The organism is Actinoalloteichus caeruleus (assembly GCF_049311605.1).
GTDB classification, from domain to species: domain Bacteria; phylum Actinomycetota; class Actinomycetes; order Mycobacteriales; family Pseudonocardiaceae; genus Actinoalloteichus_B; species Actinoalloteichus_B caeruleus.
The window spans coordinates 4,180,682-4,194,122 of the sequence record NZ_CP186005.1; the positions used below are offsets into that span (position 1 = coordinate 4,180,682).

The 13,441-nt window shown below is 72.0% G+C and carries 9 protein-coding genes and 1 rRNA gene; 3 read left to right on the forward strand and 7 right to left on the reverse strand.

Going from position 1 to position 13,441, the window contains the following annotated elements; genetic code table 11:
• Positions 1–17: 17 nt before the first annotated feature.
• Complete coding sequence (locus tag ACOJVX_RS16775; RefSeq protein ID WP_418155258.1) at positions 18–1,190, reverse strand: beta-1,3-glucanase family protein; 1,173 nt, start codon at positions 1,188–1,190, stop codon at positions 18–20.
• Between the two features lie 625 nt (positions 1,191–1,815).
• On the opposite strand from ACOJVX_RS16775, the gene ACOJVX_RS16780 reads away from it, so the two are divergent.
• Both ACOJVX_RS16780 and ACOJVX_RS16785 read left to right on the forward strand, forming a co-directional pair.
• Positions 1,816–2,439: a superoxide dismutase gene (locus ACOJVX_RS16780; protein WP_026419161.1), complete on the forward strand. Its 624-nt coding sequence runs from the start codon at positions 1,816–1,818 to the stop codon at positions 2,437–2,439.
• 211 nt (positions 2,440–2,650) lie between these two features.
• Positions 2,651–3,730: an aldose 1-epimerase family protein gene (locus ACOJVX_RS16785; RefSeq protein WP_422646911.1), complete on the forward strand. Its 1,080-nt coding sequence runs from the start codon at positions 2,651–2,653 to the stop codon at positions 3,728–3,730.
• Between the two features lie 99 nt (positions 3,731–3,829).
• Here the strand turns inward: ACOJVX_RS16785 and ACOJVX_RS16790 are convergent, their stop codons facing one another.
• The 5 genes from ACOJVX_RS16790 to ACOJVX_RS16810 all read right to left on the reverse strand — a co-directional run bounded on the left by ACOJVX_RS16790 (position 3,830) and on the right by ACOJVX_RS16810 (position 10,988).
• The gene (locus ACOJVX_RS16790; protein ID WP_051314041.1) at positions 3,830–4,717 is read right to left on the reverse strand and encodes an alpha/beta fold hydrolase; all 888 of its coding nucleotides are present in this window, start codon (positions 4,715–4,717) and stop codon (positions 3,830–3,832) included.
• Positions 4,714–5,478, reverse strand: coding sequence for an LLM class F420-dependent oxidoreductase (locus ACOJVX_RS16795; RefSeq protein WP_026419158.1), 765 nt, complete (start codon positions 5,476–5,478; stop codon positions 4,714–4,716). Before ACOJVX_RS16795 ends, ACOJVX_RS16790 begins: the two co-directional genes overlap by 4 nt.
• A gap of 205 nt (positions 5,479–5,683) precedes the next feature.
• A complete protein-coding gene (locus tag ACOJVX_RS16800) occupies positions 5,684–6,712 on the reverse strand; it encodes an iron-siderophore ABC transporter substrate-binding protein (protein WP_030107508.1) in 1,029 nt (342 codons plus the stop codon).
• 175 nt (positions 6,713–6,887) lie between these two features.
• Positions 6,888–9,695: a M14 family zinc carboxypeptidase gene (locus ACOJVX_RS16805; protein WP_248784511.1), complete on the reverse strand. Its 2,808-nt coding sequence runs from the start codon at positions 9,693–9,695 to the stop codon at positions 6,888–6,890.
• Positions 9,696–9,731: 36 nt separating this feature from the next.
• The gene (locus ACOJVX_RS16810; RefSeq protein WP_418156000.1) at positions 9,732–10,988 is read right to left on the reverse strand and encodes a S8 family peptidase; all 1,257 of its coding nucleotides are present in this window, start codon (positions 10,986–10,988) and stop codon (positions 9,732–9,734) included.
• 310 nt (positions 10,989–11,298) lie between these two features.
• On the opposite strand from ACOJVX_RS16810, the gene ACOJVX_RS16815 reads away from it, so the two are divergent.
• Positions 11,299–12,279: a hypothetical protein gene (locus tag ACOJVX_RS16815; RefSeq protein WP_422646912.1), complete on the forward strand. Its 981-nt coding sequence runs from the start codon at positions 11,299–11,301 to the stop codon at positions 12,277–12,279.
• A gap of 981 nt (positions 12,280–13,260) precedes the next feature.
• On the opposite strand, the gene rrf is transcribed toward ACOJVX_RS16815, so the two are convergent.
• Positions 13,261–13,377, reverse strand: a 5S ribosomal RNA gene (gene rrf, locus ACOJVX_RS16820).
• Between the last annotated feature and the right edge of the window lie 64 nt (positions 13,378–13,441).

The following is a 13,441-nucleotide window of genomic DNA, read 5'->3' on the forward strand; positions in this document are numbered from 1 at the left end:
CTGGCCCCGCCGCCGGATCAGAACGGGTTGATGGACACGGTGATCCCGGCCGGCGCGTGGTCCTGCACGTAGGAGGCGAAGTCACCGACGTCGTCGAAGGCGAACCCGTAGACCTTCCCGTCGACCATGTTCTCGTGCAGCACCCGCGAGTAGTGGTTGCTGGTCTGGTCGAGGTAGAAGGCGTCCGGGTCCAGGATCGGCGCCCGCGCGCTGTCCAGCAGCGTCGACCGGTTCAGGCTCGCGCCGAGCACGGCGGCCACCGGCCCCGAGATCCCGTCGTTGGGCGCGTGCAGGGCTCCGTCGCAGAACAGCACGTCGCGGGTCGTCGGCTTCTCGAAGGGGCTGACGCCGCCGGTGAAGGTGAACAGCCCGCCCTGGACCTGCCCGGTGAAGTCGGCGTGGTTCGCGGTGACGGTGAGCGTGTCGCTCTGGTACCTGTTCCAGACGGCGTCCACGTAGGAGTCGTAGAAGGTGGGGGAGAACAGGCCGGAGTCGATGCCGTGGCTCGGCGCGATGACGCGCAGGTCGTCGACGACGAGGTTGGCGAAGTCCGGGTTGCCCCGCATCGCCGCGAAGACGGCCTCGCGCCCCCCGTCGACGAGGAAGCCGGTGCGCTGCGTCTCGCTGCCCGTCAGCTCGATGCCCAGCGGCATGCTGAACATGTCGACCTTGGTGGTGTTGCAGTACATGCCGGTCGCGTCGTAGGTGAACTCCATGCAGTCGTGCAGGGTCCGGTAGTTCGGGTCGCTCTCGACCCACCCCGCCGGGTAGGCCAGGGTGTCGTCGGGGTTGACGCGGAACCGGATCTTCTCCGTCACCGAGAAGTAGGCCCGGCCGGAGAAGTTGATCGGCAGGTCGAACCGGGTGTCCCCCGCACCGTTGAGCGGGATGGCGTAGTCGGCGAAACCGTCGGCGTCGTTGTCGGAGGCGGACACGTAGGCGAGCGTCCCGTCCGGTGTCATCCGCACCGGGCGGTCCGAGGGCAGTTCGCGTCCCACGAGGTGCATCCACAGCGCGCTGTTCGGGTACCGCCCGCTGTCGTTGACCACGGTGAACGGCAGCGAGTTGGGCACCCGCGCGGCGGCCGGGGCGACCGGCTCGGACGTGGCGGAGACGGTTCCGCTCCCGATCAACGCGCCGCTGGTGGCGGTGGCGGCGAGGCCGCCGAGGAACATTCGCCTGGTCACCATGGTGGTGGTCTCCGTTCTCTTCGTCCGGTGGGGAAAGGCAGGGGCGGCTTCCCGTGACGCGGCCCGGTGTAACGGTGATCTGGGCACCATCTGAGCTGGCCCGTCGACGCCCTTCAATCGGCCGGACGGCGTAGCGGCCGGGCAGCTGGGCCAACGCGGAACAGGACAGCGGACAGCGTCCCGGCTCCCGGTGCCCCAGCGCTGGCCACCGGACGCTGGGCGGGTGATCAGCACCGTCCTACCTGCACCGATCCCGAACCACGACCGGCGGCCGAGCGCCCGGGCGTGGGACACCGGACCCTTCCGCCCGAACCGGACAGGTCGGGGGTCGTGCACCACCACCGGAGTTCCCCGCCGGTGCTCCTGCCCGGCGAACCGGCGTCCGAGACGCCTCGGCCCCCACCACGACCGGAACGCCCGAACCGTCCTCGGCCCGCACACGATCGCGGGACCGCACCCGCCCCCCCCGGCCGGCACCCCGCCAGCGCCGGCACACCGCGGCTTTCCCCGCCAGCGCCACCCCCGCCGACCGGATGCCGTTCCGATCACAACCCCTTGACCTCAAGCGCGGTTCAGGTCGGAGGGTGGGCTGGTACCCACGACGGAACGACGAACAGGACCGACGATGGCCCCCTACACCCTGCCGGATCTGGACTACGACTACTCGGCGTTGGCCCCGGCGATCACCGGCGAGATCAACGAGCTGCACCACTCCAAGCACCACGCCGCCTACGTCAAGGGCGCCAACGACACGCTGGAGAAGCTCGCGGCGGCACGGGAGGCCGACGACTTCGGCTCCATCGTGGGCCTCCAGACCACGCTCGCGTTCAACCTCGCCGGTCACGCCCACCACGTGATCTGGTGGAAGGTCCTGTCGCCGAACGGCGGCGACAAGCCGGTGGGGGAACTCGCGGCCGCCATCGACGAGGAGTTCGGCTCCTTCGACCGGTTCCGCGCCCAGTTCAACGCCGTCGCCACCACCATCCAGGGCAACGGCTGGGCCGTCCTCGCCTGGGACCCGATCGGGCAGCGGCTGATCACCCAGCAGATCAGGGACCACCACGCGAACTCGGTGCTGCCGTCGGTGCCGATCCTGCTGTTCGACGTGTGGGAGCACGCCTTCTACCTCCAGTACCGCAACGTCAAGCCCGACTACGTCAACGCGCTGTGGAACGTCGTCGACTGGGCCGAGGTCGGTCGCCGCTTCGAGGACGCCCGCGCCGGGCGCAACGGTCTGCTGCTGCCCTGAGCCCACCCGACCGGGCCGCCCCTCCCCCACCGGACGGGCGGCGCGTCCGGTAACCCCGCTCGACGCGGGGCCGTCCGCCCGGCACCCCCGATCAGCGGTGCCGGGCGGACGGAAGACCGGACAGACCGGCGGCGTCGACGTGACGGACGTCCTGCCGTACCCCACGATGGGATGACCACGCCTCGACAGCGCCGGTCGGGAGGAGCCCAGGATGAGCAGGAGCACCGAGCGATCCGCAGGATCCGCACTGTCCCGGCGCGCCGCGCTCGGGGCAGCCGGCGGACTGGGACTGCTGGGCGTGACGGGCATCGCCGGGACGAGCCAGGCCTCGACCGCCGACGGTCCCGGCACGCACCCCGCCACCGGGCCGCGCCCACCCGTCGGGGAGGCCACCGGCCGCCTGTACGAGATCCGCGCCGGTCGGCACGCCGTCGTCGTCGCGGGCGTCGCGGCGACCCTGCTGTCCTGGAAGGTCGACGGCGAGGAACGGCTGCTCACCCACGAACCCCACTCGGTGGGCGACAGCTACCAGGGCAAGACCATCGTGCCCTGGCCCAACCGCATCGACCGCGGCCACTACACCCTCGACGGCGCGGAGTACCAGGTCCCCGTCAACGAACCCGAGCGGAACACCGCCCTGCACGGCCTGGTGAACTGGGTGGAGTGGGAACCCGTCGAGCACTCCCGGGACCGGGTGGTGCTCGACTACCAGCTCCACCCCCAGTACGGGTACCCCTTCCGGCTCGGCCTGCGCATGGAGTACGCGGTCAGCGCGCGGGGCATCCGTGCCCGGCTCACCGCGACCAACCTCGGGCGGGCGCGGGCGCCGTTCGGCGCGGCGTTCCACCCGTACTTCCAGCTGGGCTCGGAGACGATTGACGACATGCGGGTCCGGCTGCCCGCCGACGCCTACTACACGGTCGACGACCGACTGCTGCCCACCGGGATCGCCGAGGTCGACGGGACCGGCATGGACTTCCGCGTCCCCCGCGAGCTCGGCACGACCGAGTTGGACACCGCCTACACCCGGCTCCTCCGCGAGGCGGACGGCACCGCCGTGACCCGGCTGAGCCGCCGGGGCGGCCCGACCATCGAGCTCTGGGTGGACGAGAACTATCGCTACCTCCAGGTCTACACCGACGACGGCCCACCGCCCGGCCGCGCGGGCCGGGCCGGTATCACCGTCGAACCGATGACCTGCGCCCCGGACGCGTTCAACTCCGGTGACGGGCTCGTGCTGCTCGACCCCGGAGCGGAGTTCCACGGGAGCTGGGGGCTGCGCTCCGCCTGACACCGACCCGGTCCGCCGCTCCCGGTCGGTGCGGCGGGCAGGACGGCCGATGCCCGGGCCGCGCCGGCCGGACCACCCGGTACGGGGCTCCCGGGCGGCTCACTCCGCGGTGTGCGCGAGGATGCGGTCGGCCAGGACCCCGTGCAGGGCACCGGGAAGCGCGTGCCCCAGCCCCGCGACCTCCCACAGGACGGCACCGGGGATGAGATCGGCCAGGTGCCGCCCGTGCGGCGGCGGGTTGAGCGGATCGAGCTCCCCCTGGACCACCAGGGTCGGCACCCGAACGCCGCGCAGTTCCCGGCCCCGCTCGGTCGGCACGGGTTCCGCCGCGCCGTGCGCGCTCGGCTGCTCGAGGGTGCCGGCGTGCTCGATGGCGCGCTCCTCCCAGCGGCGGAACTCGGCCGCGTCGAACACCGAGGGCCCGGCGAGGGCCCGCCACTCCTCGACGCGGCGGTCCAGCGCGGCCGCCCGGTCCGAGGGCGGCTCGGCCCGCCGGGCCAGCACGTCGAGCACGTCCCGGCGGGGCAGGGGCAGACCGCCCGGGTCGGGTTCCCCGGTGTGGGCCCGCCGCAGGTTGCCCACGAAGTCCACGTCGAGCGCCGCCCCCAGCATCAGGGTGAGGCCGCGCAGCCGCTCCGGGTGGTCCAGCGCGAGCAGCTGGCCGAGGGTGCTGCCGAGCGAGAGACCCACCACGTGCGCCGACCGCAGCCCCCAGCCGTCGAGCACCCCCAGCGCGTCCTCCGCCAGCCGGGCCACCGGGTACGGCGCGTCGGAGAACGGCCGGGTGGTGGACCTGCCGGTGTCACGGTGGTCGTAGCGCAGGACCCGTCGCCCGCCGTCGACGAGGCGGGCGACGAACTCGTCCGGCCAGCCCAGCGCCGAGGAGTTCGCGCCCGCCACGAGCAGCACCGGGGGGTTCGCGGGGTCACCGATGCTCTCGGTCCACAGCTCCACGTCCCCCACCGGCAGCCTGCGGGACGACCTCACGCCGCCCGCACCTCCCGCAGCAGCTCGGCGACCCCGTCCAGCGGGAACGGGTCCTCCAGGGAGACGATCAGCTCCTGGGCACCGGCCTCGACGTAGTCCCGCCACGTCTCGAGTTCGTGCGGGCGGATGAGGACCGTGCGGTGGACCTCCCGGGGGTCACGGCCCACCCGTTCGCACCACTCGTCCAGCACCCGGTTCTTGTGCGCGAAGTTGTCCGGCGGGCCGAAGGCGTTCCAGGCGTCCGCGTGCTCGGCCACCAGCCGCAGCGTCACCTTCTCCCCGGAACCGCCGATCAGGATCGGCATCGGGCCGGCCGGGCCGGGGTTGAGCACCGAGAGCCGCTGCTTGATCACCGGCAGGTCGGTCTCCAGCTTCCGGAGGCGGCCGATCGCCGTGCCGAAGGTGTAGCCGTACTCGGTGTAGTCCCGTTCGAACCACCCGGAACCGATGCCGAGGATGAACCGGCCCCCGCCGAGCTGGTCGATGGTCCGGCTCATGTCGGCCAACAGGTTGGGGTTGCGGTAGCTGTTGCAGGTGACCAGGGCACCGAACCGGATGCGGGACGTCTCGACCGCCATCGCGGCCAGCAACGCGTAGGCCTCGAAGTGGGCGGCGTCCGGGTCACCGTGGAGTGGGTAGAAGTGGTCCCAGACGTAGGCGGTGTCCAGCCCCAGTTCGTCGGCCCCCGTCCAGGCGCGGCGCAGCGCCTCGGTCGTGGTGGCCTGGGGTTCGAGCTGGACACCGATCTTCACCTGCTGCACGCGCTATCTCCAGACTGCTGTGAGCCGACCGATGTGGACGCGGAACCGGGACGGGAAGGCGTTTCCCGCTCCACGAGCGGGACCGGCGGCGGTCCCGCTGCCGAGACTAGCCACCAGCACGCCCGGCGGTCACCCGCATTCCCCCGTGTGCCGCGGTTGGCCTCGTCCGGCCACCGCCCCGTCACACCACCGCCGGCACCCCCCGTCAGTCGGCCAACGCCTCGGCGAGCTGGGGAAGCAGCAGGTCGAGCGCGTAGGGCAGGCTGAGGACGGTGCCCATCGAGAACGCGTTCTGCGCGTCGGCGTCGCTGAGCACGATCATCCGCCCCTCCCGCGCCATCGCGGTCCCCTGGAGCAGGGTGTCCTGCTCGATGCGCTCGGCCGGCTGCATGCTGACGACGACGCAGACGTCCGCCTCCAGCAACCCGGCCTCCTCCCGGGAGACGTCCACGGTGAAACCGTCACCACCGCGCAGCTCCTCGATCGCCGGCGAGTTGACGAACCCGAGGTCCCGCAGGGTGTCCACCCGGGTGTCACCCTCCACGTAGGCGGCGTACGACGCCTCGTCCCACCACACCACCGAACAGGTGCGCCCCTCGAACTGGGGGTACCGCGCCCGGGCATCGGCGAAGGCGTCCTCCACCTCACCGATGAGGGCCTGGCCCTCCTCCGGGCGCCCGAGCACCTCGGCGATGAGCCGGGTCTGGTCGCGCCAGTGGGTGCCGTAACTGATGTCGGTGGCCGGCCCGGACAGGGTCGGCACGAGTTCGGCGAACATCTCGTACACCGACCGGTCGTTGTCCGACTTGGTCATGGTGACCAGGTCCGGCCGCTGGGCGAGGATGCCCTCCGGGGAGAACTCGGGGCCGGTGAGCACCTCGACCTCGCCGTCCCCCCGCCTCTCCCGGGCCCACGGCCCGAACCCGTCGTCGTAGGCGCGGAACCAGTCGACCGAAGCCACCGGCACCACTCCCAGCGCCAGCAGGGTGTCGCCGTCCCCCCACCCGAGGGCCACCACCCGTTCCGGGGCCCGGTCCAGCTCGGTCGTCCCGAACTGGTGGTCCACCGAGGTGGGGAAACCCTCGGCGGCGGGTGCCCCGCTGGCCCCGGCCCCGGTGTCACCACCCGACCCGTCGGCGCAGCCGGCGAGCAACGCGACCGTCGCCCCGGCACCCCCGATCAGGAAGTGCCGCCTGGTCAGGCCACGGGTACGGACGCTGGGGAACCGGTTCATGCTGCTGTGCTCTCCTCGCGCGGAACGGCTGCCCCCCGGGGTCTCCCGGGCGGCGGACGCGATCCGCCACCCGACCGCGACCAAGCCAAGGCTAACCTCACCACGCTCCGCTCCCACGGGCGGCGGGTAGGGCGACCACCGCTCCGGCGGCCACCCCACCCCAGCGGTCAGCGGGTCAGGAACTCGCCGTCCAGTAGAGAGCCCTGGCCACCTGCGAGTACAAACCCTTCGGGTGATCCCGGAACAGGGGTTCCGTGCCGAACAGCACGGTCGGTGTCCCCGCGCCACCGACGCCGGACACCACGGCCGGCCGCCCGGCCGCCTCCACCTGACCGCCGGTGCCGTCCTGCTCGGGTCGCCAGTGGCCCGCCACGAGCGGCGCGTCCGGGCCGTACCGCTGCTCCACGGTCACCCCGTCGCCGAGGCCCTCGAACCACAGGGGTGAGTAGACGAAGGAGTGCGGGGCCGCACCGGAGCCGACCCACCCGTCACCGGCGCCGACCTCGACGATGCCGTTGGCGTCGGAACGGCCCCGGACGACGTCGACGGGCAGCAGGCCGGCCTCGGTGTTGAACCGGGCCCCGACCGCGCCGCGCGTCACCACCCCACCGCGGCCCAGGAACTCCGTGAGGTCCGCGCGTGCCTCCTCGCGGAGACCGGACAGCTCCAGACCCGCCGACACGTAGAGCACGTCCACCCGGCGCCAGTCGAACCCCTCGTTGAGGACGGCGGTCGACACCGGCCGCACCTCGAACCCCATACCGCGCAACGCGACCAGCTCGTCCGGTGACACGGCCGCGGCCACCACCGGCCGCTGTCCCACGGGAGTCCGTTCGTCACCGCTCGGGGCCTCGGTGAAGCGCACACCGTGCTCACGGGACGCGGCCAACGCGTCGGCGCGCGCCGACGCCGGCACCACGATGACGCCCTCGGACGACCTGTGCACCTGGTGACCCCGGCCGAGCAGGTCGTTCACGACCCGGACGTCACTGCCGTCGGTGAGGGCGACGGCGAGGTCCCGGCCCGGGGCGACGTCCACGCCACCCGAGGCCACCGGCTCCTCCACGGGACGGGAACGCACCGTCAGCCCACCCCGCACCGGCGCCACCTCGGCCCCCCACAACAACCCGTGGCTCAGCGCCGAGTTCGCGTAGGTCCTGGGCACCCGCTCGGTCAGATCGGCACCGTCCTCCAGCAGCGAGTTCGCGATCGCGCGGCGAGGCTGCCGCAGGTCCACCAGGTACGAACCGGGTGGGTACTCCTCCCGCCCCACGCGGAAGCCAGCTTCGGTGCGCCGCACCTCAACACCGTTGTCCAGCAACAGGTTCACCAGGCGCGCCGCCGCCGGCTCCGAGGTGCCCTCCCCGGCCGCCGGGATCACGTAGCCCCGGGGGAACTCGGTGGTGTACCGGTCCGCCTCCCCGAAGCCGGGGATGTAGTCGTCGGGGATGCGCCGCTGCTGCTCCCCGGCCCCCGCCCGGCGGAAGAACTCGATCTGGTCGGCGACCAACTCGTCCCGGTTGGCGTCCACGTAGTCGATGGTGCTCAGGATGGTCGCCTCGGCGACGTCGGTGTTCACCGCCGCCCTGCGGCGGAGCTCCGCCACCGGCTGGTTCTCGTAGTCCTGCCGGTTCACCCGCAACGGGACCTCGACGGTGTGACCGTGGGTGCCCTGCAACATCGCGTACATCGGCGTGTACATCGGCAGCCAGTCGTCCCAGTCACCCGGCGCGCGGTCCCGGATCGGGATGTCGGCCCGCTGGGTCTCGGGGTGGCCGAGCCCGGCGATGGCCCGTTCCATGCCCAACGCGTTGGGCCAGGCGTGCTTGAGGTACAGGTCGTACTCGGCGTTCTGCACGTGCGGGGCGGTGTTCGGGCTCAGCAGCGTCGGGTTCACGTAGCCGTGCAGGTCCAACATCACCAGCGACTGGCCGTTGATCGCCACCTTCCGCACGGCCTCCGTCTCCGGGTTGGCCACCGTCACGAAGTCGCGGTTCAGGTCGAAACCGGCCGCGTTCTGCCGGGTGCCGGCCACCCGGCCGTCCGGGTTGTGCGAGACCGTGAAGTAGAGCCTGGACGTCTCCAACAGCCGGAGGTCCTCGGGGTCCTCGCTGGTGGCCAGCTGTTCGATGACGCGGAGCGACCCGTCGGTGCCCTCCCACTCGTCACCGTGGATGTTGGCGTTGAACCACATCGGGGCCTTGTACCCGGCGCGGAGTTCCTCGTCCGCCGCCGCGGCGCGGGGGTCGGTGCGGATCGCGTCCCGCCACCGCCGCTGCCGGGCGCTGTCCTCCGGGGTCTCGGGGGCGGTGAGGGTGACGAGGTAGATGTCACGCCCGAGCACCGACTCGCCGAGCACCTCGACGGAGACCCGGTCGCTCTCGGCCTGGAGGTCGTTGAGCCGGGGAGCCAGCTCGTGGTACGGGACGAGGCCCAACTTGACCGACCTGTCGGCCGGGTCGTCGGGGTAGATCCGCAACTGGGTCCGCCGGGGGTACCCGCGTTCGTCCGACTCGGAGAAGGAGCTGGGCGTCCCGGCCTCCACTCGCTCCCCCGGGGTGCCCGGCCGGTTCTCGCCACGCGGTCGCACCCGGGCCGGGTCGGCCAGGTCCGCCGCGAGGACCGCGTCCCGGTCCGAGACGTCCACCCCTGGCGGGGCGTCGGGAGGCGGTGGCTCGGCCGCGGTGGCGGGAGGTGCCGCCGCGGCCGTGGCCGCGACCAGGGCCGCGACGAGCAACCCGGCGGTGGGACGGGAGATGCGCACATGAACTCCTGTGGTGGCGGTGATCCGGTCACCGGTACCCAAGACCGAGTGGGACCGCCGGTCAACGGCGTCCCAGGCAGTGGTCAGGGACTTGCCGACCGCGTCGTTCCCCGCTCTCGACGTCTCCCCTGGTCCTCGGCCGGCCAGCACGGCCACCCCCGCCCCCGGGACAACCGCGTCCAACGGCCGGTGGCCGGTTCCCGTCAGGGAGCCGGCCACCGGTGGACGCGAGGTGGGTTCGCGAGGAGGACCCGGTCAGCTCGCCGGCGGCACGTACAGCAGGCGGTTGGTGGAACCGGTGCCCGGGTTGGTCACGATGCCGCTGGTGCCCCACGACTGGAGCGCGCTCTTCACCTGGGCGGGAGTGGCGCCGGGGTTGCTCTGGAGGTAACGGGCGGCGGCACCGGCCACGTGCGGGGACGCGAAGGAGGTGCCGTTGCCGGTGTAGGTGCCACCCGCGCGCCAGGCGGAGGTGATGTTGGAACCGGGTGCGAAGATGTCGACCTTGCCGTAGTTGGAGTACGAGGCGCGGGCGTCGGTGCTGGTGGTCGCCCCGACCGTGATCGCCGGGCCAACCCGGGCCGGCGAGTAGTTGTTGGCGTTGCCGTTGTTGTTCCCGGCCGCCACCACGTGGGTGACGCCGCTGTTGATGGCGTTGACGACGGCCTGGTCAAGGGCGGTGGACACGCCGCCACCCAGGCTCAGGTTCGCGACCGAGGGACCGCTGGCGTTCGCGGCCACCCAGTTCACGCCGGCGACGACCCCGGCGGTGGTGCCGCCACCGGTGGCACCGAGGACCTGCACGGCCACGATCCGCGCGTTCTTGGCCACACCGAACTGGGACCCGGCGACGGTGCCCGCCACGTGCGTCCCGTGCCCGTTGCCGTCCTCGGCGTTGGGCGTGTTGTTGACGAAGTTGTAGCCGTAGCTCGCCCGACCGCCGAAGGTCGGGTGGCTGATGTTGACGCCGGTGTCCAGCACGTACACGGTGACGCCGCTACCGGTGGTGGTGTACTCGTACCGGTTGTCCAACGGCAGGTTCCGCTGGTCGACGCGGTCGAGGCCCCAGGACGGCGGGTTGGTCTGCACGGCCTGGACGCCCACGTCACGCGTGGTGGCCGGGGCGGCGGTCAGGTCGATGCTCACCCGCTGGTTCTGCTCGACGTAGGCCACCGACGGGTCGGCGGCCAGCCGGCGGGCCTGCCCCTCGGTGAGCGCGGCCTCGAAACCCTGGATGGCCGTGGAGTAGGTCCGCTCGACGCTGCCGCCGTACTGGGTGACCAGCCCGTCGGCGGTGGCGGTCACGCCGGAGGCCAGCCGAGGGCTCGTCTCGTCGAGCACGACCAGGTAGCTGCCCTTGATCGCCCGTGCCGAGTCCGCGTGCAGCACCTTCCCGACCTGGTCCGCCGTCGGGTTGGCACCGGCCGCCCCGGTCAGCGCGGTCAGTGACAGCGCGACGGCGGCTCCGACACCGCCGAACGTCCGTAGGTAGTTCCGCCAGTTGTTCGTCATCCCTGAATCCCTTCCGGGTACGGTTCCGCCGCGTCCGGGCATGCGAAACCGAAACCGATCACCGTTACTCCCGATCACCACGAATTACGTCACAAGAACGAAACACGGAACACTGTTGGCGGTAATTCGTGATGCTGCACCGATGCTAGGAAGAAAACAGGGCGGTGGAAAGGACCGGGTTTTGACACTTAACAGATGAGCGCCGTCGCCCAGTTCCCGGACTCCGGAATTCACGGCACGCGGGGGCTGCCACGGGAGAACGCCCCGCACTAACGTCAGCCGGAGTGCGATCCGACTGCGAGGAGTGAGCATGATCGGTGCCACGTGGAGTACGAGCGACCAGGTCGACGGGGACGGAACCCGCCAGACCACCGACCGCACATCACCGGCTGACGAGCCATTCCCCAGCACCCTGCGAGCGGCGATCGCGGCGAGCGGGCTCAGCCTCGACCGCATCAGGTACCGGCTGGAGCAGCACGGTCACCACATCAGCGTCGCCACGCTCAGCTACTGGCAGTCCGGCCGCAGCCGGCCCGAACGGCGGGAATCGCTGAACGCGTTGCGGCAGCTGGAAAGCCTGCTCACTCTGCCGCCGACCGCTCTCCGTTCCCTGCTCGGCCCACCCAGACCCAGGGGAAGAAACAGGCGATTAACAATCCCGTCCATCGCGTCGCTGTGGCCGGAGGTGCCGGCGGTGCCCGAGCTGCTGTCCTCATTCGACATCCGGTCGGACACCATGCTGGAACGAATCAGTCACCACGACCATTATTCGATCGGCGGCTCGGGCGACGTCCGCCGAATTCGGACGCGGCAGGTGCTCCGCGCCCGGGGGGAGGGGCCGGACCGCTGCCTCGTCGTGTTCGACCCGGAACGCCCCGGCCTGCCCAGCCTCACCCCGCACGCCATCCGCAACTGCCGGGTGGGCAGGGTGGCCCGGTCCGGTGGCACCGGGCTGGTGGTGGCCGAACTCGTGCTGCCGGGGCCGTTGGCCAGAGGGGCGACCACCATCCTGGAGTTCGAGCTGCGCGCCCAGCCGGGCAGGCCCGCCGCCACGCGGACGACGGAGTGTTCCAGGAGGTTCGTCGCTCCGGTGCGGGAGTACCTGTTGGAGGTGTCCTTCTCCCCCGAGGCCCTTCCCGTGGCCCCGCACCGTTTCGTCCGCCCCGCCGATCGGCGCAAGGCCCCGTCGCGGTCGCCTCTGACCTTGGGACCGGAGCAGTGCGCGCACATGGTCGAGCTGGACGTGCCTCCCGGGACGGTCGGCATCTCCTGGGGGTGGCCGGCACCGTGAGCACGCGCCGTCCGTCACGAGGTCTTCGCCGGCACCGGCCCCGTTCGGACCGGAGGGTGATGGCGGGAGACCGCCGCGGAACCGCCACTCGGGTCTCTCGCCGGTGAGCGGGAGGCTTCTCCCCGGCCGGAGTGCCGGGGAGGAGCGGCCGCCCGACGACGGACGGGACGGGGACCGGTCCTCCGTCGGCCTGATGCCCTGGCGCGCCGGCCGGGCAGTGGATGCGTGACACCTTCGGCGACCCGGCGTTCCCGGCTGGCCGACCTCCGCCGCCAGGCCCACCCGCTGATTCCGTTCGACGGAGCCCTCGACCGTTCGAGGGACTGGCCGTTCCCCTCGTTCGACGTGGCCTCGGAACCCGCACGTCCGTGGAGCAGGTGCGCTCGCCACCGACGACCGGGGACCGGATCGTCAGCGGTGACGGTCACGCCCGAAGCCGACCGCGGGTTCGCCAGTCGACCGCTGGTTCGTCTCGTCGACCCCGACCACGACCAGTCAGCCGTCCCTGACGCTGCCCCAGTCCCGGGTCACCGGGAAGGCCCCGGAGGGGACGTCGAGGCCGCCCTCGGGGCGGTGCGCGCCGCTGGGCCACCACCCCGTCCGGCGAGCCGAGCCGCCAGTCGTGGGGTCCGCCGTCCGAGGGCGGTCACGGCCTCGGGGACCACCCCACGGCGAAGGCCGGCTGCCTGCCTCCTGGTCGTCCATCTGCGCCCCCTAGGCGGGGGCCGCCGGACGGGTTCCGGGCAGACGGGACCGTGGCCGTCACTGGGTGGGGACCGCACAGGGGAACGGACAGCACCGGGAACGCCTGACCAACCCTGGCGGTAGAACGGTTCGGCACCGCTCGGACGCCGACCAACCCGCCCCTCCCCCGAACGCGGAGCTCCGGTTCCTGGGCGCACAAAAAAAGTGGGTGGAGGAGAACCGGGAGCACCCACCAGGTGCTCAACCACATTCCCCTCCACCCACCGGTGAAAGAAAGTTCGGCGGCGTCCTACTCTCCCACACCCCCACAGGTGCAGTACCATCGGCGCTGAAAGGCTTAGCTTCCGGGTTCGGAATGGGACCGGGCGTTTCCCTCTCGCTATCACCACCGAAACACTCTAACCAACACCCCACCCCAACCAACCCCAGGGCAGGGAGCCAGTTGCACTCCCAGAAT